The organism is Streptomyces recifensis (assembly GCF_002154615.1).
Taxonomy (GTDB): Bacteria; Actinomycetota; Actinomycetes; order Streptomycetales; family Streptomycetaceae; genus Streptomyces; species Streptomyces griseoluteus.
In genome coordinates this window covers 17,048-34,526 of sequence record NZ_MUNH01000020.1, presented here as the reverse complement: position 1 = coordinate 34,526, position 17,479 = coordinate 17,048, and the positions used below count along the sequence as shown (strand labels likewise).

Sequence of the window (17,479 nt, the reverse complement as noted above, 5' to 3'; positions counted from 1 at the left end):
GGTCAGGATGGTTTGGGTGGCTTTTGATCTTGGCGGTCCCTGGCTGCCGGAGGCGGGCTCAGGCGGTCTGATGCCGGCTTTCGTGGCGGAGTGTCAGGTGTCGATGGGTGATCGGGGACGTCGAGACTGAAGTACTACTGTCGGAAGTATCGACCTTGCGGCTGCGAAGGTCACGTGGAGTGCGACAGGTGCTTGTACGCGCTCCGCGCGCCTCCGTCGCGCGCTGGGCGTGGTCAGCTCCAGCATTGCGGGGTGTCTGCTGCCCGCTCGACCCGTAGGGGCCCTGATGGGTGCGGGTCGCGCAGTGAGTGCGGCGATGCAGCAGAATCGCCGCGCGCCCAACGAAAGTCCGGATCATCCATTGGGGTGATTTTGACGGTGAGACGCAGGCAGACGGGCGCTTTGATGAAGAAACCCGGCATGGCTCGCTGTGCCATGAAACGCCGGGAGAACACGGATACGGCCCATCGCGATCCGCAGGCGACGATCTCGATGGCTTTGGCAGTGAGCAGAGGCAGATCGCGGAGTTCGGCTTCGCTGATGGGGATCACCGTGTCCTAGGGGAGCTGGTAGTCCTTACCGATCCCGGCCTGGCTGGAGGGGCCGGGTGATCAGGCCCGGGACGTGGCGGGACGTTGTATGGCGATCATGGCGGCGTCGTCGTTCAGGTGTCCACCGACGTAGTGCAGCAGGTCGCGGCGGAGGCGGCCGAGGAAGGCGTCGGGGTCGTCCTGGCTCCAGCCTGTGATGCGCTCGGCGAGTGGGTAGAAGGTACCGGTGGAGTCGCGGGCCTCGGTCACGCCGTCCGTGTACAGCAGCAGAAGGTCTCCCGGCTCGAACGGGAAGCTGTCGACGCCGTAGCGCGGACGCGACAGTTCGCCGAGGCCCAAGGGGGGTGCGGGACGGCTGGCGTCCATGGTCATCGGCCGACCGTCACGCGAGACGATCGGCGGCGGGTGTCCGCAGGAGATCATCTGGACCCGGCCGCCATGGTCGGGGATGTCCAGGATGGTGGCGGTGATGAAGGTTTCTCCGTAGCGGCTCGTCTCGCCCGGCTCCATCAGGTCCCAGCAGACGCTCCGGTCGAGATAGGCCACGAGTTCTCCCAGGCTGGCCTGGCGGTGGGCCGCACCACGGAACGCTCCGAGCAGCAGGGCTGCGTCATTGACCGCGGTCAGCCCCTTCCCTCGCACGTCGCCGACCATCAGCCGCGTACCGGAGGTAGTACGGACCGCCGCGAACAGATCCCCGCCGATCCGGGCCTCGGCCTCCGCGGCGAGATAGAGGGAGGCGGCCCGCAGCGGTCCGAGCCGCCGGGGCAGCGAAGGCAGGACCACTCGCTGGGCGGTCTCGGACACGTACCGCACCTGTTCCAGCTCTTTCGCCCGGCGTTCCCGCACCACGCAGAAGAGGACGAGGCAGATTCCCACCAGGATCAGGGCCATGATCTGTACCTGGTGGTTGGACGAGAGCAACGTATCGGAATCGCGCAGCAGCCCGATGACCGTCTGCGCGATCACCGCCAGTGCCGCCACCAGTCCCACCGTCCAGGGACCGCCGAACGACGCGGTGATCGCCGGGGCTGCGACGAGCAGCGGCCCCAGATGGATGTTGGGCGGCGCGAGAACGTCGATCACGGACACCGCGACGATCCACGCGACCGGAATGGCGACCAGCGCCCGGCTCGCACGCTCCGGCCGGCGAAGCCCTTCAGTCCGCTGCGCCATGACTCCTATGTACACCGCCCCTGCTCGGCTCGCACCGGCGGAGAGGGGCAGTGCGGTCGCCTGCCGCCGAGTCTGCACGGCAAGGAACTCCGACCACTCAAACTCGGATGGCATGCTTCCGATGACCGTCAGGCTTCGATGACAATGATCAACGTGCGATGGCACATGGCCCAAGCGGCCCGCCACGGGACGACCGCCGCTGCCCCACCACGCGCGCATCACCACCAAGTAGTCCGAGACGGTGGTGCGAGCGCTGGACCAGGCAGCCCAGACGGCCGGGCACGCCCAGCGTCCCGGCGGCCGCCGCGACCAGGACACCCGGGAGGGGACGGGCAAGCGCGGCGAGCGCTGTGACACACAGGACGGACGTGACGTCGACGACCGCCTCGCCAGGCCGAGGTGGACCAGAACCTCGTCGAGGTCGTCGCGGCGCCGGGAGAACACGCCGGGCTGCTGCGTGTACCGCACGGGAGTCATCGCCTCGAATGAACCTGACGGCGGCCGAACTCCTCGAGCTCGACATTGCTCCAGCGGCGGGCACGGCGGCCATGCTCGCGTCCGCGGCTCAGGCCCTGGGCGCCTCGCACTCGCCGACCAGGTGCTGAGCGCCTTCCGTACGGACACCGCCGGCCCCTTGGCGCCCTGGATCTGTCGAGCAACCGCGCGGCGCCGCGCGGTGAGTGGCGGCGACCCGCTGCGGTCTTTCCGTCCTGCGGTGGTGGCCCGATCGGTGCCGCCGGTGGTCACCGCGACCAGGGTGACGACGGACTCCGGCAGGGCGGTGCCGAAGGCGGCCAGGACTGTCCCGACCGTGTGATGACGGTGGGGCCGGGCGACGCATCGCGGTCGGACGCCGAGGGAGGGCCCCGCCCGACCCCGCCGCATTGCCGACGACCTGTCAGAACACCACAGCCGCGCCCTGCACACCAAGTTTTTTGCCTATTAGGAAAGTTTAATCACGAACTAGTCACTTTAGGTACCTGCGAGGCAACCACACAGGTCCTTCACCGGTCACCCACGCGCAAACACAGCAGAAACCCGTGAGGAGCACCATGAGCGAGCAGTACCCGCCCCAGCCCCAGCAGCCCGGCTACGGCGAGCCCCAGCAGCCCGGCAGCAACGGCCTGGCCACCACCGCACTCGTCCTCGGCATCATCGCCGTCGTAGTCAGCTTCATCCCTGTCCTCAACGTCGTCGTCTGGCCCCTCGCGATCCTTGGCATCGTCTTCGGCGCCATCGGCCTCTCCAAGGCGGGCAAGGTCCGCAAGGGCAAGGGCGCCGGCATCACCGGCCTCGTCGCGTCGGCCGTAGCGATCATCATGTTCTTCGCCATGAACGCCCTGTTCTTCTCCGCCGTCGACAAGGCCAGTAAGGAGCTGGACAAGTCGTACGACTCCACCGCCGTCGGCGACGGCAAGTCCAAGACCGGCGGCGCCAAGGAGTCCGAGGTCATGAAGGACTTCAAGGTCACCAAGTGCGACGTGGTCACCGGCGACCTCGGCATCAAGGAGATGGCCATCCACGTCGACTACGCCAACCACGGCGACCGCCGATACTCGTACTTCGTCGAGGGCGAGGTCCTGGCCGACGGCAAGAAGGTCAACGACTTCATGTCAACCGCCGAGAACCTCGCTCCGGGCCAGAAGTTCACTGACAAGAACGCTGGTGCGCTGGTGAACGCGGACGAGATCAAGGACGCCAAGAAGGTCGAGTGCAAGACCATCAAAGCGTCCCGAACCGACTTCTGATCGCTGACGTCACACGACGCCGACCACCATCCGCAGGCCTCGCCGCGCACGCCGCAGCGGCGGGGCTCGCCGCATCACGCAGACCATGGAGTCGCAGCGCGCACGGGCGCCGGCCGGACTGAAGCGGGGCGGAGACATGAGCGCAGGCCCGGCCGTCGGCCGGGCCGCGCGCCGGGAGCGGAGCGAGTCTCAATGACGGATTCGAGCCGCTTGCGTGGCAGGGGGGGATAGACACGCAGACAGAAACAGATCAGGCAGAGCTGAACCAGCAGCCCCGCGAACTTCTCCTCGACGAACCCACCGACCATCTCGACATCCAGGATCAGCTCACCTCCTGGAGCTGATCGCCGGCCTGCCGGTCACCACGGTGATCGCTCTGCACGATCTCAACCTCGCCGCGATGTACTGCGACCGACTCCTCGTCCTGCGCGACGGCCGCGCGGTAACGCAGGGGACCCCGGCCGAGGTTCTCAGCCCCGCCCTCATCGAGCAGGTCTACGGCGTCCGCGCCGAGGTGACCCACGACCCCGGCCACCCCGTCATCCGCTTCCTGCGCCCGGTCCTCCGCCGCAGCTCGCGCCGCAGGCGCCCGCCCGGTCTGGCTCGGCCGCGTCAACGACCTCGACGCCACCGAGGACATCGCCCTGGCGCTCGGGACCGGCGCCGTGCACCCGGGCACCGGGCTCGTCGCGAGTCACGAGGCGCCGGCGCACCGGAACACGAAGAACCAGATCCTGGTCGGACCTGCCGTCCACCGCGCCGTCACGGGGTGCTGAGCTCCGCCCACCAGGTGGCGCTGCCGTCCGGGCCACCGCGGGTGCCGTGGCCGGTCGACAGGGCCCGCACGATCGTCAGCCCCCGGCCGTGCTCGTCGGGCGCAGTCGAGTGGTCGGTGGGTTGGCGCGCAATGGGTCCGCCGTCGGTCACCTCGATGCCTAGGGTGCCGCCGGTCTCGGTACGACGCCGGACGAGTCTCAGAAAAGCCGGCGGGAGTGCGTGCAGGACTGCGTTGCTGATCAGTTCGGAGACCACCAGCAGGGTGTCGTCCGCGACCTCCTGGGGGAGGGCCCAGTCGGCCAGGGTGACGCGCGCGTGGCGGCGTATTCCGGCCAGCAGGCGCGGGCAGCCGGGCAGCGGAAGGATCTGCTCGTCTTCTTCGCCGCTCTGCGGGACCGGCGCCGGGTGAACCGTGAGAGAGGAGGGGATCATGATGCTCGAGGAGTGTCGAGGAAAGTCGGTCGAGTGACTGACTTCCCTCCAATGTACGGGTACGGTTGCCTGTCGTAAAGACCGATGGAATGATTTCGGTCAGACGACTGAGAAAGGAGGACCATGCCTTACGTCGAAGCGTCGGTCCGCCATCGGCAGCTCGTGGCCGCGGCCCGCACCGTGCTGGCCCGGGACGGAGTGGGCCGGACCTCGCTGCGGGCGGTCGCGAACGAGGCGGGTGTCCCTCTGGGGACGATGCAGTACGTCTTCCCCTCCAAGGAACTGCTTCTGCGCGCCGTGATCGAGGACGTGATCGAGGAGACCGCAGAGGTGTTCCGGGCCGCCGCCGATCTCGACGGCGGCCTGGAGCACGCCATCCGGCGCGGTGTCGAGGAGTTCTGGGTCCGGCTTGTCGAAGGCCACACCGAGCTGCAGGTCATGCAGTACGAGCTGACCACCCACGCCCTGCGCACCGCCGGCCTGGAGAGCCTCGCCCGCTGGCAGTACGAGCGGTACACCGCCGCCGTCGCCGACTGGTGCCAGCAGGCCGCCCAGAGGGCAGGGGAGACCTGCGCGGTTCCCTTCGCCCAGCTCGCCCGGCTCGTCGTGTCGAACCTCGACGGGCTGATCATGCAGTACGTGTGTGACCCGCATCCGGCCCGCTCGCGGCAGGATCTCGAAGCCGTCACGGAGATGCTCGTCGGACTCTCCGGGGTGCGCCGCGACGCCGACGTCGTCGCGGGCTGACCGGACGGGTCACCCGCACGGATCCACGGCGATGTGCCACATCGGCCCCCTTGGGTGGAGGCTGCCGCGTCGCTTCAGTCAACCGACCGACTTGGTGGGATCCTGTGATCGCACTCCTCGTCCTGCTGTCCCTGCTGTTCCTGTGGGCCACGGTCTCGGACCGGCTGGCCCGGTGGAGCGTGACAGCGCCCATCGCGTTCGCGGTGGCAGGCATTCTGCTGACCGGTGGCGACCGTCCGGTCCTCACGCTCGACATGGAGACGCACACCTTCCAGCGGGGTGTCGAACTCGTGCTGGCGGTCATGCTGTTCACCGACGCCACCGAGGCGCGGGACTACGAGCGGCTGGAGGGCTCAGTCGGCGAAGTCCGGCTGCTGACCCTGGCGCTTCCCGTCTCTCTCGCACTTGCCACCCTGGCCGGCGCCCTGCTGTTCCCCGGTACCGACTGGTGGCTGCTGGCCGTGGCCGCCCTGGTGGTCATGCCCATGGACCTCGCGCCGATCATGATGTTCCTGCGGGACGAGCGGGTGCCGCTGCGGGTACGGGCCGCCCTCAACATCGAGGGTGGATTCAACGACGGCCTGATCTCGCCGCTGTTCGTCTTCTGCGTGGCCAACCTCGTCACCGCACAAGGCCATTCCTTCGCTGACCTGGTTCTGGATGCCTTCAAGGGCGCCGGCTACGCGGTGATCGCGGGTACGGTCGTGGCTCTCCCCGCCATCTGGCTGGTACGCCGGGCCTTCTCGGCGGGCTGGGCAAAAGCGGCCGATCTGCGCCTGGCCGGCCTGGCCCTCCCTTTCGTCGCCTACGCGGCCTCCGTGCTCATCGGCGGCAACGGTTTCGTCGCGGCGTTCGTCACCGGTCTGTGGTACGCGCGCACCGCGCACACCCTCGGCAAGCACCACCTCGACCTGGTGCACGACGCCACCTACTTGATGTCCCTCGCCGTGTGGTTCACCTTCGGCAAGCTCATCGCCGAGGTGTTCGAGAACGGCATCGACCTCGCGACCATCGGCTACGCCCTTGTCGCCCTCACCGTCGCCCGGATGGTGCCCGTGGTGGCGTCGCTCAAGGGCACCCCCTTCACCTGGCCCGAGCGCTGGGCCATCGGCTGGCTCGGCTCCCGGGGCGTCACCTCGATCGTCTTCGCGGTGCTCGCGTACACCCAGTTGCCCAGTTCCGACGCCGCGTTCGTGATCAAGGTGATGGGCGTGACCGTATTGATGAGCATCTTCCTGCACGGCATCACGGTCGAGCCGGTCGCCCGCTGGTTCGAGCGCCGTCCTCAGTCCGTGGCGGCGGTCGAGACGGAGCATCCATAGGCCAGGCAGCCCGGAAGCGGCGGTACCAGCGGCCGTCGGCTCCGGCGCACTCCCGGTGACACGTCAGCCGAGCGCGTCGATGCCGGGCGCGAAGGTGATGAGCAGGGGCAGGAGCGGAGCGCATGCCGCCGTGGCGGCGGCGAGGGCGCGCGTGCCGGTCCGCCGATCCCCGGGTGGTGGGCTCGGCGTGATGCGTGTCCCAATCCGCCTGGCAGACGCGGCGAAGAGAAGGCGATGTCGAATCGTATTCTACTTTGGATGCGGATCAACCGCCGTCGTCAAGGACTGGGAGGCATCGCTTGCGTTCGGACCAGAACCGGCTCCACGGCAGGTGGGGGCGTCGAGCTGCCGTGTTCGGGCTGTGGTACCTGCGGGTGGTCGCCGCGGTCGACGTGCTCGGAGCGGTGTGGGTGTCCTTCGGGGACGACATCCGGCGGCACGACACGGCAGACCTCTTCACGCCGTACCTGATCACGCCCGGCTACGCCTCCGGGGCCTTCGCGATCTTCCTGGCGGTGACCCTGCGCCGGCGCAAGCGGGCGGCCTGGATTCTGAACCTCGCGCTGTCGGGGCTCCTCGCGGCCGTCTTCGTGGCGGCACTGGCGCTCGCCCCGGAATTCCGGGACCACCCGCAGAACTGGATCTCGCTGGGGCTGACCGCGTTGTTCTCGGGTGCCCTGCTGGCCGGGCGCCGCGAGTTCTACGCCAAGGGCGACCGGTCGAATCCCCGGCGCGCGGCCCTGACCGCGGCCGGTGGCCTCCTGGTCACCTCGGTCCTGGCCGCGCTCCTGGTCACGATCGCCGACGAGGCACCCGCGCGGTCCTCGACCTTCGCCGACCGCTGGAGCTACGGCCTGCTGCGGGCGGTCTCCATGGATCCGGCGCAGGACGAGTTTCCCGGCATCTCCACCCCCGCCTGGGCCGACGCGCTGATCAACCTGGCGAGCGCCGCGGTGTTCGTGGCCGTGCTGTGGGCGGCGTTCCGCTCGGTGCGCGCCACGGACCCGATCACCGCCGCCGACGAGGAACGCCTGCGTGAACTGCTCGCCCGGCACGGGAACGCCGACTCCCTCGGCTACTTCGCGCTGCGCCGGGACAAGAGCGTGGTCTTCTCGCCCAGCGGAAAGGCCGCGGTGACCTATCGGGTGGTCGGCGGGGTGTCGCTGGCCTCGGCCGATCCGCTGGGCGACCCCGAGGCGTGGCCGGGCGCGATCGAGCGCTGGCTGACCGAGGCCCGCGCACACGGCTGGACGCCCGCGGTCATGGGGGCCGGCGAGCGGGGCGGCACCGTGTACGCGCGGCACGGCCTGGACGCGCTGGAACTGGGAGACGAGGCGATCGTCGAGACCGCCGACTTCACCCTGGAAGGCCGTGCCATGCGCGGCGTCCGGCAGGCGTACCACCGGATCCGCCGGGTCGGCTACACCGTGCGGATACGGCGCCACGCCGAGATTCCCGCCGAGGAGATGGCCGAACTGGTGCGGCTGGCCGACGACTGGCGCGACGGCGACACCGAGCGGGGCTTCTCCATGGCGCTCGGTCGGCTCGGCGATCTCGCCGACGGCGACTGCCTGATGCTCGAATGCACCGACGTCGACGGCCGGTTGCGGGCGCTGCTCAGCTTCGTCCCCTGGGGCGGGAAAGGGCTGTCGCTGGACCTGATGCGGCGGGACCGGGAGGCCGACAACGGACTGATCGAGTTCATGGTGCTGGACCTGATCCAGCGCGCGGACGAGGCCCGGATCACCCAACTGTCGCTCAACTTCGCCATGTTCCGGTCCGTCTTCGAGCGCGGCGCCCGGCTCGGCGCGGGCCCGGTCCTGCGGCTGTGGCGCTCCCTGCTCGCCTTCTTCTCCCGCTGGTGGCAGATCGAGTCGCTCTACCGCGCCAACGCGAAGTACCGGCCCATCTGGGAGCCGCGCTACATGCTGTTCGAGAAGAGCACCGACGTGGTGCGCATCGGGCTGGCCGCCGCCCGTGCCGAGGGCTTTCTGGAAGCGCCGGGACTGCCGAAGTGGTTGCACCGCAAGCAGTTGGAGCGCCGGCGCTGATGCCGGCCCCCTCACCACCGGACGCTCCGGTGCCGGGGAACCGCGGACATCGCCCACGACGGTGACCGGGCCATGCCACACGGGTGCCGGTACCCCTATGCTCAGGCCGCGCGGGCGCCGTGATCAAGGTGCGCGCGTTGCCCGTGCATGAACCGGCAGCCCTTTTCGGGCTTCACATGAAGGTGTGCTGTGCCTAGATTTCTACGGCTTCGTTTCGCTCATCTGATATCCGCTCTCGTGATGTCAGTGGTATCGGTTGTGGCCTTCGGGGTGCCGAGTCAGGCCACGACTCCGTTGGCCAACAACGCCGTCTTCAACAACCCCAACGACGCGACGGACAAGTACGCGCTTGAGAACTACTTGATCGGTCTGATCAACGGGGCCCCGGCAGGGTCCACGATCCGGATCGCCATCTACGCGTTCAATTCGCAGGCGTACTACGACGCTCTGGTCGATGCCTACCGGCGCGGCGTGAACGTCAAGATCGTCGCGGACGACTACATGCCGACGTCGAACGTCCAGAAGACGACCGCCGACCTGGCCGCGGTTCTGGGGTCCGACCCGGCTGCGCTCTCGTACGTTCTGCTGTGTCACGGCGGCTGCATAGAGCACGACACGGCCGGCGACATCATCAACCACGACAAGTTCTATCTGTTCACGAGCACGTCGGGCAGCTCCGACGTGCTGGTGCAGTCGTCGGCGAACATGATCTCCGCGACCTCGGGTGTGAACGGTGGCATCAACGCCTGGAACAACGCGCTGACCGTGGTCGACCAGCCGGACATCTACCAGGCCTACGTCGACCGTTTCACGGCGATGAAGGCGGCTCAGATGTCGGGGAAGGCCTCGAGTGTCGACTACACGACGGCGACCGGTACCAACGCCGTCACCGGCACCAGCGCGAAGGCGTACTTCTTCCCGCAGCAGGACCCCACCGAGGATGTCGTCCTCGGCATTCTGGGCAACATCGACTGCTCCACCGGGGGCAGTGTGCATCTGGCCATGTACGACCTCAAGGACGTGGCTGTCGCCCAGAAGCTGAAGAGCCTGGACGACGCGGGTTGCACCGTGCACGTGGTCTACACCGATCAGGGCACGTCCGACGACAACGCGCTCAACGCCCTGAGCACCTGCGGCCCGCACAGCGGTGTGGCCGTGTACCGGTTCGCCAAGACGGCTCCGCCGGCCGCGATGCTGCACTCGAAGTACCTTCTGGTGGACGCCGGTTACCTGGGCACGGCGTCGCAGATCGTCTGGACGGGGAGTGTCAACTACACCACCCAGTCTTTGCACGCCAATGACGAGGCGCTGCTGAAGTACAGCGGTACGCCGGCGGTCTTCGACGCGTACCAGTCGAACTACACCACGCTGGAGACGCTCGGTTCGTTCAGCCGGGCCGGGACCTGCTGATCGCCTGACCCGTCGGACTGTCGCCTGTCCCTCGTCAGGGCCGGCCGAGTTCCTCGCTCGGCCGGTCAGTGACCGAGCCGCCCCGGCCCACGAGCGAGAACCGCGGCATGGTCGCGGTCGGGACCGTACGAGCCGGCCCCGGGCGGGCGCGGTTGCGCGTTCAGTCGCCATGTGCGGCGGATGGCCTCCGGAGCGGCGCGTTCCCGCGGGGGAGCGCGGGTGGAAGGCTTGGGGCATGGCTTTGCGAGTGTGGCGGGTGTTCCGGAGTTCCTGGCGGCCGGGTCACGCGCCCCCGCTGGTGGTGATCCCCCTGGGGTTGATCGTCGCGGTCTGCGTGGTGGACGTGCTGGCTCCGCCATACGTTCACCTCGGGCCTCTGCTGGTGGCGGCACCGGCGATCACGGTGGCGTTCGCGGGCGCGCGCGTGACGGCGCTGATGGGGACGCTCGCCGTGGCGGCGCAGGTGGTGATCGGTGTGCTGAGAGAGAATTTGTCCTCCGGCAACATCCAGGCTCAGATCACCGCTCTGGTCGTGGTCTCGGCCGTCTGTGTCGGCATCTGCGTGGTGCGGGACCGGAGGGAGCGCCAGCTGCACCAGGTGCGGTCCGTCGCGGAGGCAGCGCAGAGTGTGCTGCTGCGGCCCTTGCCTGCCCGCACCGGTCCGCTGCGGATTTCCGGGCTGTACATCCCCGCCGAGGAAGAAGCCGATCTGGGCGGAGATCTGTACGCGGCGGCGCGGACCGACCATCGCAGCACCCGGCTCCTCATCGGTGACGTGCGCGGCAGCGGCCTGGCCGCGATCAGCAACGCCGCCCTGTTGCTCGGCGCCTTCCGCGCGGCCGCCCACCGGCAGGCCACCCTGCCCCGCCTCGCCGTGCACCTGGACGCCGCGTTCCGCTGGGACGCCAGTCAGTGGCGGCCACCCTCGGAGGAGGACGCCGACGAGGACTTCGCCACCGCGATCCTGCTGGACATCCCCGACGACGAGCCGGTGGTCCACCTCATCAACTGCGGCCACCCCCCGCCGCTGCTCCTGCGCGGCTCTCACGCCACCCCCCTTGCGTCGGAGGCGAGCCATCTGCCGATCGGGCTCGGCGGTGCCTTCGGCATGGCTGCCTATGAGGTGCAGACGTTCCCCTTCGATGTCGGCGACCGGCTTCTCCTCTATACGGACGGCGTCATCGAAGCGCGCGACAGCGGCGGACTCTTCTACCCGTTCAACGAACGGGCGCCCGTATGGGCCGAGGACGACCCCGACGAACTCCTGCGTGCCCTCCACGACGACCTGCTGGCCCACGTCCACGGACACCTCGACGACGATGCGGCCGCGGTCGTCATCCGCCGCATGGCCCTCTGATCCCCGCACGGCGGCGCACCTGCGAACGGTTCGGCGCCGCCTCCGCGCTCGCCGCCCCGCATTGCCACCCGGACGGCTACCGACCGCCGTCGTGGAGCCGGCCTCCGCTCAAGCGGGTTCACTCACCCGCACTGACACATGCCGGCTGCGCTGTATTTTCACGCCGGGCGACGCTCCCGGCTTCGGTGAGGACGGGGAGGCGGCGCCGAACGACGTGGGTTCGGTGCACCAGGACCGCCTGGGTGCGAACAGCGCTTGCGCTCCCGTGAGATCGAGCAACCTGTCGACCGCAGGGCTGACGGCCTCGATGATCACGGCCTTGCCCTGACGCACGGCCCGGTGCCGGAGTTCCAGAAGCACGTTGAGGCCGGCGCAGTCACAGAAGCTGACCCCGCTCAGGTCCAGCTCGAGACGGTGGGGCGAGGCGGTCAGGGCGTCGACCAGGCGGGCTCGGATCCGGTCGCCCGAGACGAGGTCGAGTTCACCTCGCACGGTCACCCGGTTCCGGTTGCCGCTCGACGCGAACGACGCAGTCGCCTGACCGGGCGGCAGCGATCTCGCGGCACCATCTCTCTCGGAGCAGGAAAGGTACGCCGCGAAGGGGGACCCAACCTGGTCCGAGGGCTGTTGCATGGCTTACTCCAAGTGCGTCGGTGCGACCGCCCCAACGTTGCCCCATGGAAACAACATGCGTCAAGTGATGCACGAAAGCGCGTACGTGTTTTTGGAACCGTGCATAGGTGCTCGGTAGAATCGGGCCATGGATGGGGTACCTGAGTCACACAGCGGGTGGACGTTCCTGACGAACCACGCTCGCGTCCTTGCGGCCATCGCGGACAACCAGAGCGCACGGGTTCGCGACATCGCTCTCCGCTGCCGCCTCACCGAGCGCGCCGTGCAGAAAATCATCGCTGACCTGGAGCAGGCCGGCTACCTCTCACACACGCGCCAGGGCCGTGGCAACATCTACGAGATCGACCCCGCCAAGGTCCTGCGCCACCCGACCGAAGCCGGTCAGGGCCTGACGGTGGCCTCGCTCCTCTCCCTGCTCAACCTGCAGGACCAGTCTCATCGGCAACCGATGCGCAGCGAGCCCGTATGACGCAGGCCGGCGCGCGCCGCAGATCGTGATCACGCTGGGGTCGAGGTGGACGAGGTTCTGCCGTGGCTGAGGGAGCAGGTCCAGTCGTTCGCCCTCCCCGGAGCCCCGCCCCGGGCCGCAGGTCAGCCGTGGTCCTTCCGGCCTGCCTTGTCCTGGACGCCGCCGGGGGCACCGGCCGGCTTCCGCGCGCCGCCGGGACCGGCGTGGGCGGGAGCATCCTTGGGCGCCTTCCTGACGTGGCCCGGCGCGCGGTGCCGGGGGCTGTCGCCGCCCTTCTTCGCAGCGGGTGACGTCCGGCGCGCGGCGGCAGGGGCCGCGGCTTCGGTCACGGCTGTCTCGGCGGCCGTAGCCGCGTCGCCGGTCGTGGCCGCGGTGGTCGTGGAGCGTGACGGCGCGGACGCCGAACCAGACTCGGGCCGCCGCGTGTTCGGGTCCGCGGCGGTCCTCGGCGCCTTGGCGGAGTCGGAGGGCGGCTGGGCCAGTTCGGAGGTGGGGGAGCCGGAGCCGACGCGTTCGTCGCTGTGCGCGCCGGTGCCCAGGGTCACGGCGAGGGTGGCTCCCAGAGCCGCCGAAAGCGCGGTCAGGGCGGTGCCGACCGCGACGCGGCGCCCGTGTCCCGTCCTGCCGGTCTGCCGTGCCCGGGCCCGGCTGTGCGTCTCGTCGTCCGCCCGCGCGGAGAGGGTGACGGGGGCCACCGAGGACAGCGCGGCGTCCGGTACGGCGCACAGAGCGGACAGCGCCGAGGCGCAGCTCGGGGCGTCGGGGCGCGTCGCCTCGTCCAGGGCCGTCATGGCGTGCAGGAGACGGACCAGACCGGGCGGTAGCGAGTCCGGGACGACGGGCGCCCGGTGCACGCGTGCCACAGCAGCTTCCAGCGGGGTCCCCGCGTACTCCAGCTCCCCTTTCAGGCATTCCAGCAGGACCAGGCCGAGGGCGTAGATGTCGGCGGCCGGCCGGACCTCCCTGCCCATCACCTGCTCCGGGGCGAGATAGGCAGCGGTTCCTATGAGGACGTCGGAAGCGGTGTGACGAGTGGCGTTCACCAGCCGGGCGATGCCGAAGTCCGCCAGGTGAGGAGCGCCGGAGGCGTCCAGCAGGACGTTCGACGGCTTGATGTCGCGGTGCACGATGCCGGCGTCGTGCACATGGGTGAGCGCCCGCGCGAGGGCGGCGCCCAGCTCGGCTACGCGCCGGGGGGACAGCGGCCCGCTCGCGAGGCACTCGCGCAACGTCCGCCCTGTGACCAGCTCCATGACGAGGTAGGCGCGATCCTGGTGCCGGCCGGCGTCGTAGACGGTCACCAGACCGGGGTGCTGAAGCCGCGCCAGAAGGACGGCCTCCTCGGCGAACCGCCGTTCCAGCTCCGGGTCGGCTCCCGCCCGGAAGAACTTGACGGCGACCCGCCGTCCGAGGCGGACGTCGACGCCCTCGTAGACGTCGGCGGCGCCTCCCCGGCCGATACCGGCGCCCAGCCGGTAACGGCCGCCCACGATCTCGGCGGACACCCTCTGCGTCGGCGGGAAGTCTGTTCGGGGGCCGTTCATTCGTCTCTCCGTTACTGTCACCGCGAGCAAAGCCGACAATCGACGCTGTGTGGCGCGGGTACCCGCTCCTGCGGCAGGCACCCCGGCCACTTCGGTGGACCGACGGCCGCGCCCTCGTGGTGACGTCGCACCCCTCGGACGTCCGGACGGAACGGAGTCCGCGGGGTCGGGTGACTGGTAACCCGTGATCGGGGAACCGGAAGAGATGCCCTGCCCCACAAGGGGAGGGCCGGGTCTGCCGACGCCCGGCTCCCTCACCGGAAGAAGGACCACGATGGCGCACGAAGACGACGGCGGGCAGGCCGTGCCGAACACCCCGGGCATGCGCTCCGACGGCGACGGCGTCACACGCCGCCGCCCCCTGCGCGAGCGGCACGTCGAGGAGACGGTCGAGATCGCGGTGCCGGTCCGCACGGCCTACAACCAGTGGACGCAGTTCAAGACGTTCCCGCGCTTCTCGACCGTGGTGCGCGACGTCGAGCAGGTCAGGCCCACCGTCACCGAGTGGACCATCGGCTACGGCCCCCTGCGTCACCGTTTCGCGGTCGAGATCGTGGAACAGGACCCGGACGCCTACCTGGCCTGGCGTGGCCTGGAGCAGCACCCCAGTCACGAGGGCGAGGTCGAGTTCCGGCCGACCAACTCCGGTGGCACCGCGATCACGGTCCGGATGCACCTCCGGCCGCAGGGGGCCGCGAAGGTCCTCACCCGCTCGTCCGGGGTCGTGTCGCTGGCCGCGCGACTGGTGCGCGCAGAACTGGTGAGCTTCAAGCACTTCATCGAAGGACTGGGTCAGGAGGGCGGTGCCTGGCGCGGCACCATCCGCAACGGCCGGGTCCAGCACGACTCCCCGGAACCGCCCAGGAGCCGTGTCGCCCAGTGGCCCGTCGGCTGACCGCGTACCGCACACGGCAAGAGAAAGGCCAAGCGATGCAGAACCCGCCCGGTGAGGAGCCGGAGACCTCCCTCTCCGTGACACCGCCCAAGAAGTGGGCGGCCGGGGTTCCCGCCGTCGTGCACGCGCTGGAGTACTCCCTGGAGCAGACCTCCCCGGGCAGGACGGGGGTCGACCTGCTCACCATGAACCAGGTGGGCGGGATCGACTGCCCCGGCTGCGCGTGGGCGGACCCCGCTCCGGGCCGGCGTCATCGCAACGAGTACTGCGAGAACGGCGCCAAGCACATCAACGACGACGCCACGACGCGCCGGGTCACCGCCGAATTCTTCCGCGAGCACAGCGTGTCCGATCTGGCCGCCCGCTCCGACATGTGGCTCAACCAGCAGGGCCGGCTCACCGAGCCGATGATCAAACGGCCCGGGTCGGACCACTACGAGCCCATCGGCTGGAACGACGCCCTGGGCGTCCTGGCGCGGGAACTGAAGGGGCTGGACTCGCCCGACGAGGCCGTCTTCTACACCTCCGGCCGGGCCAGCAACGAGGCCGCCTTCGTCTTCCAGCTCTTCGCCCGCGCCTTCGGCACCAACAACCTGCCCGACTGCAGCAACATGTGCCACGAGTCCAGCGGCTTCGCCCTGAACGAGACGCTGGGCGTCGGCAAGGGCACCGTGAGTCTCGACGACCTCCACCACGCGGACCTGATCTTCCTGGTGGGGCAGAATCCGGGCAGCAATCACCCGCGGCAGTTGTCGGCCCTGGAGGAGGCCAAGCGCAACGGCGGCCGCATCGTGGCGGTGAACCCGTTGCCGGAAGCGGGGCTGCGACGCTTCAAGAACCCGCAGAAGCCGCGTGGGGTGGTGGGGCGGGGCACCCAGATCGCCGACCGCTTCCTGCACATCAAGCCGGGCGGGGACCTCGCCCTCTTCCAGGCGCTGAACCGGCTGTTGCTGGAGGCGGAGGACGCGCGTCCCGGCACCGTCCTGGACCACGACTTCATCGACGCCCACACCTCCGGTTTCGAGGAGTTCGCCCGGCACGCCCGCACCGTCGACTGGGACGACGTGCACGCGGCGACGGGACTGACCCGCGAGGAGATCGAGAAGGTCCGCGACGACGTCCTGCGCAGCGAACGCGTCGTCGTGTGCTGGGCGATGGGCATCACCCAGCACAAGCACGGCGTATCCACCATCCGGGAGATCGTCAACTTCCTGATGCTGCGCGGCAATCTGGGGCGCGCCGGCACGGGCGCCTGCCCGGTGCGCGGCCACAGCAACGTCCAGGGCGACCGCACCATGGGCATCTGGGAGCAGATGCCGGACACCTTCCTGGACGCCCTTCAGAAGGAGTTCGGCTTCGATCCGCCGCGCCCGCACGGCTTGGACTCGGTGAACTCGATCAAGGCGATGCTGGAGGGCCGCGTCAAGGTCTTCCTCGCCCTGGCCGGGAACTTCGTGCGCGCGGCGCCCGACAGCGAGGTCACCGAGGAGGCGATGCGTTCGTGCCGGCTGACCGCCCACATCTCCACCAAGCTGAACCGCTCGCACACCGTCTGCGGCGACACCGCCCTGATCCTGCCGACGCTGGGGCGCACCGAGCGTGATGTCCAGGCCGACGGAGAGCAGTTCGTCACCGTCGAGAACTCCATGAGCCAGGTGCACACCACCCAGGGACGACTCGAACCGGCTTCGCGCGTGCTGCTGAGCGAGGTCGCCATCCTGTGCCGGCTCGCCCGGCTGAGCCTCGACGGCGAGGGGGACATCCCCTGGGCCAAGTTCGAGGGCGACTACCACACCATCCGCGACAGCATCTCCCGGATCGTGCCGGGCTTCCACGACTTCAACGCCCGGGTGACCCGTCCGGGAGGCTTCCAGCTACCCAACCCGGTCAACGAGGGCGTGTTCCGGACCGAGACCGGCAAGGCCCGGTTCACCTGCAACGAGCCGGTGGTGCCCCGGGCCCCCGAGGGTCACCTGCTGCTGCAGACCCTGCGCTCGCACGACCAGTGGAACACCGTCCCGTACACCAACAACGACCGCTACCGCGGCATCCACGGCAGCCGCCACGTGGTCCTCGTCAACCCGGCCGACCTCTCCGAACTCGGCCTCGCGCAGGGCGATCGGGTGGACCTGGTGAGCGTCTGGGAGGACGGCACCGAGCGCCGGGCCGAGAACTTCGAGGTCGTGTCCTACCCGGCGGCCAAGGGGTCGGCCGCCGCCTACTACCCGGAGACGAACGTCCTGGTGCCGCTCGACAGCGTCGCCGACGTGAGCAACCAGCCCACGTCGAAGGGCATCGTCGTCCGCCTCGAACCCACGGGCGACCGGTCCCGGCCGACGCCCGTCTGACCGCAACCGAGGACGGCCG

The 17,479-nt window shown here is 69.5% G+C and carries 14 protein-coding genes and 2 pseudogenes; 11 read left to right on the top strand and 5 right to left on the bottom strand.

The features are described 5' to 3' along the window. Positions 1–233: 233 nt before the first annotated feature. Together CCN33_RS31780 and CCN33_RS01375 are read right to left on the bottom strand one after the other, a co-directional pair. Positions 234–551, bottom strand: coding sequence for a hypothetical protein (locus CCN33_RS31780; protein ID WP_167387739.1), 318 nt, complete (start codon positions 549–551; stop codon positions 234–236). A 60-nt stretch (positions 552–611) separates the two neighbouring features. Beyond that, complete coding sequence (locus tag CCN33_RS01375) at positions 612–1,727, bottom strand: PP2C family protein-serine/threonine phosphatase (protein ID WP_086690203.1); 1,116 nt, start codon at positions 1,725–1,727, stop codon at positions 612–614. A 1,052-nt stretch (positions 1,728–2,779) separates the two neighbouring features. Here CCN33_RS01375 and CCN33_RS01370 point away from each other — a divergent pair. The 3 genes and pseudogenes from CCN33_RS01370 to CCN33_RS33690 form a co-directional block, all read left to right on the top strand. After that, a complete protein-coding gene (locus tag CCN33_RS01370; RefSeq protein WP_086690201.1) occupies positions 2,780–3,475 on the top strand; it encodes a DUF4190 domain-containing protein in 696 nt (231 codons plus the stop codon). A 260-nt stretch (positions 3,476–3,735) separates the two neighbouring features. Then, positions 3,736–4,031 (top strand): annotated as a pseudogene (locus CCN33_RS32630) (ATP-binding cassette domain-containing protein); the annotation flags it as partial. Positions 4,032–4,038: 7 nt separating this feature from the next. After that, positions 4,039–4,251, top strand: a pseudogene (locus CCN33_RS33690) (hypothetical protein); the annotation flags it as partial. Here the strand turns inward: CCN33_RS33690 and CCN33_RS01360 are convergent. Further along, the gene (locus tag CCN33_RS01360; protein WP_086690199.1) at positions 4,238–4,684 is read right to left on the bottom strand and encodes an ATP-binding protein; all 447 of its coding nucleotides are present in this window, start codon (positions 4,682–4,684) and stop codon (positions 4,238–4,240) included. The pseudogene CCN33_RS33690 and the gene CCN33_RS01360 overlap by 14 nt on opposite strands. Before the next feature lie 123 nt (positions 4,685–4,807). On the opposite strand from CCN33_RS01360, the gene CCN33_RS01355 reads away from it, so the two are divergent. From CCN33_RS01355 to CCN33_RS01335, 5 genes are all read left to right on the top strand, one after another. Continuing rightward, positions 4,808–5,431, top strand: coding sequence for a TetR/AcrR family transcriptional regulator (locus CCN33_RS01355; RefSeq protein WP_086690197.1), 624 nt, complete (start codon positions 4,808–4,810; stop codon positions 5,429–5,431). 104 nt (positions 5,432–5,535) lie between these two features. Next, positions 5,536–6,753 (top strand): cation:proton antiporter domain-containing protein, encoded by a 1,218-nt coding sequence (locus tag CCN33_RS01350; protein ID WP_086690195.1) that lies wholly within the window; start codon positions 5,536–5,538, stop codon positions 6,751–6,753. Between the two features lie 299 nt (positions 6,754–7,052). Further along, a complete protein-coding gene (locus CCN33_RS01345; protein WP_086690192.1) occupies positions 7,053–8,804 on the top strand; it encodes a phosphatidylglycerol lysyltransferase domain-containing protein in 1,752 nt (583 codons plus the stop codon). A gap of 240 nt (positions 8,805–9,044) precedes the next feature. Next, the gene (locus CCN33_RS01340; RefSeq protein ID WP_086690190.1) at positions 9,045–10,214 is read left to right on the top strand and encodes a phospholipase D-like domain-containing protein; all 1,170 of its coding nucleotides are present in this window, start codon (positions 9,045–9,047) and stop codon (positions 10,212–10,214) included. Positions 10,215–10,449: 235 nt separating this feature from the next. Then, positions 10,450–11,571 (top strand): PP2C family protein-serine/threonine phosphatase, encoded by a 1,122-nt coding sequence (locus CCN33_RS01335; protein WP_086690188.1) that lies wholly within the window; start codon positions 10,450–10,452, stop codon positions 11,569–11,571. Between the two features lie 108 nt (positions 11,572–11,679). Here CCN33_RS01335 and CCN33_RS01330 read toward each other — a convergent pair whose 3' ends face one another. Further along, the gene (locus CCN33_RS01330) at positions 11,680–12,204 is read right to left on the bottom strand and encodes an STAS domain-containing protein (RefSeq protein ID WP_086690186.1); all 525 of its coding nucleotides are present in this window, start codon (positions 12,202–12,204) and stop codon (positions 11,680–11,682) included. A gap of 127 nt (positions 12,205–12,331) precedes the next feature. Here CCN33_RS01330 and CCN33_RS01325 point away from each other — a divergent pair, with 127 nt between their 5' ends. Then, positions 12,332–12,673 (top strand): helix-turn-helix transcriptional regulator, encoded by a 342-nt coding sequence (locus CCN33_RS01325; RefSeq protein ID WP_086690184.1) that lies wholly within the window; start codon positions 12,332–12,334, stop codon positions 12,671–12,673. 122 nt (positions 12,674–12,795) lie between these two features. On the opposite strand, the gene CCN33_RS01315 is transcribed toward CCN33_RS01325, so the two are convergent. Then, on the bottom strand, positions 12,796–14,217 hold the full coding sequence (locus tag CCN33_RS01315; RefSeq protein WP_244173536.1) for a serine/threonine-protein kinase: 1,422 nt from the start codon (positions 14,215–14,217) through the stop codon (positions 12,796–12,798). Positions 14,218–14,491: 274 nt separating this feature from the next. On the opposite strand from CCN33_RS01315, the gene CCN33_RS01310 reads away from it, so the two are divergent. After that, entirely contained in the window at positions 14,492–15,112 is a 621-nt protein-coding gene (locus CCN33_RS01310; protein WP_086690180.1) for an SRPBCC family protein, read from the top strand. Positions 15,113–15,147: 35 nt separating this feature from the next. Further along, a complete protein-coding gene (locus CCN33_RS01305; RefSeq protein WP_086690178.1) occupies positions 15,148–17,460 on the top strand; it encodes an FdhF/YdeP family oxidoreductase in 2,313 nt (770 codons plus the stop codon). Positions 17,461–17,479: the final 19 nt, after the last annotated feature.

Excerpts from the sequence above, each read along its gene's own strand:
- CCN33_RS01360 (WP_086690199.1), bottom strand. The coding sequence starts at position 4,684 with ATGATCCCCTCCTCTCTCACGGTTCACCCGGCGCCGGTCCCGCAGAGC.
- CCN33_RS01305 (WP_086690178.1), top strand. The coding sequence starts at position 15,148 with ATGCAGAACCCGCCCGGTGAGGAGCCGGAGACCTCCCTCTCCGTGACA.
- CCN33_RS01330 (WP_086690186.1), bottom strand. The coding sequence starts at position 12,204 with ATGCAACAGCCCTCGGACCAGGTTGGGTCCCCCTTCGCGGCGTACCTT.
- CCN33_RS01355 (WP_086690197.1), top strand. The coding sequence starts at position 4,808 with ATGCCTTACGTCGAAGCGTCGGTCCGCCATCGGCAGCTCGTGGCCGCG.
- CCN33_RS01335 (WP_086690188.1), top strand. The coding sequence starts at position 10,450 with ATGGCTTTGCGAGTGTGGCGGGTGTTCCGGAGTTCCTGGCGGCCGGGT.
- CCN33_RS01325 (WP_086690184.1), top strand. The coding sequence starts at position 12,332 with ATGGATGGGGTACCTGAGTCACACAGCGGGTGGACGTTCCTGACGAAC.
- CCN33_RS01310 (WP_086690180.1), top strand. The coding sequence starts at position 14,492 with ATGGCGCACGAAGACGACGGCGGGCAGGCCGTGCCGAACACCCCGGGC.
- CCN33_RS01370 (WP_086690201.1), top strand. The coding sequence starts at position 2,780 with ATGAGCGAGCAGTACCCGCCCCAGCCCCAGCAGCCCGGCTACGGCGAG.
- CCN33_RS01375 (WP_086690203.1), bottom strand. The coding sequence starts at position 1,727 with ATGGCGCAGCGGACTGAAGGGCTTCGCCGGCCGGAGCGTGCGAGCCGG.
- CCN33_RS01340 (WP_086690190.1), top strand. The coding sequence starts at position 9,045 with ATGTCAGTGGTATCGGTTGTGGCCTTCGGGGTGCCGAGTCAGGCCACG.
- CCN33_RS01315 (WP_244173536.1), bottom strand. The coding sequence starts at position 14,217 with ATGAACGGCCCCCGAACAGACTTCCCGCCGACGCAGAGGGTGTCCGCC.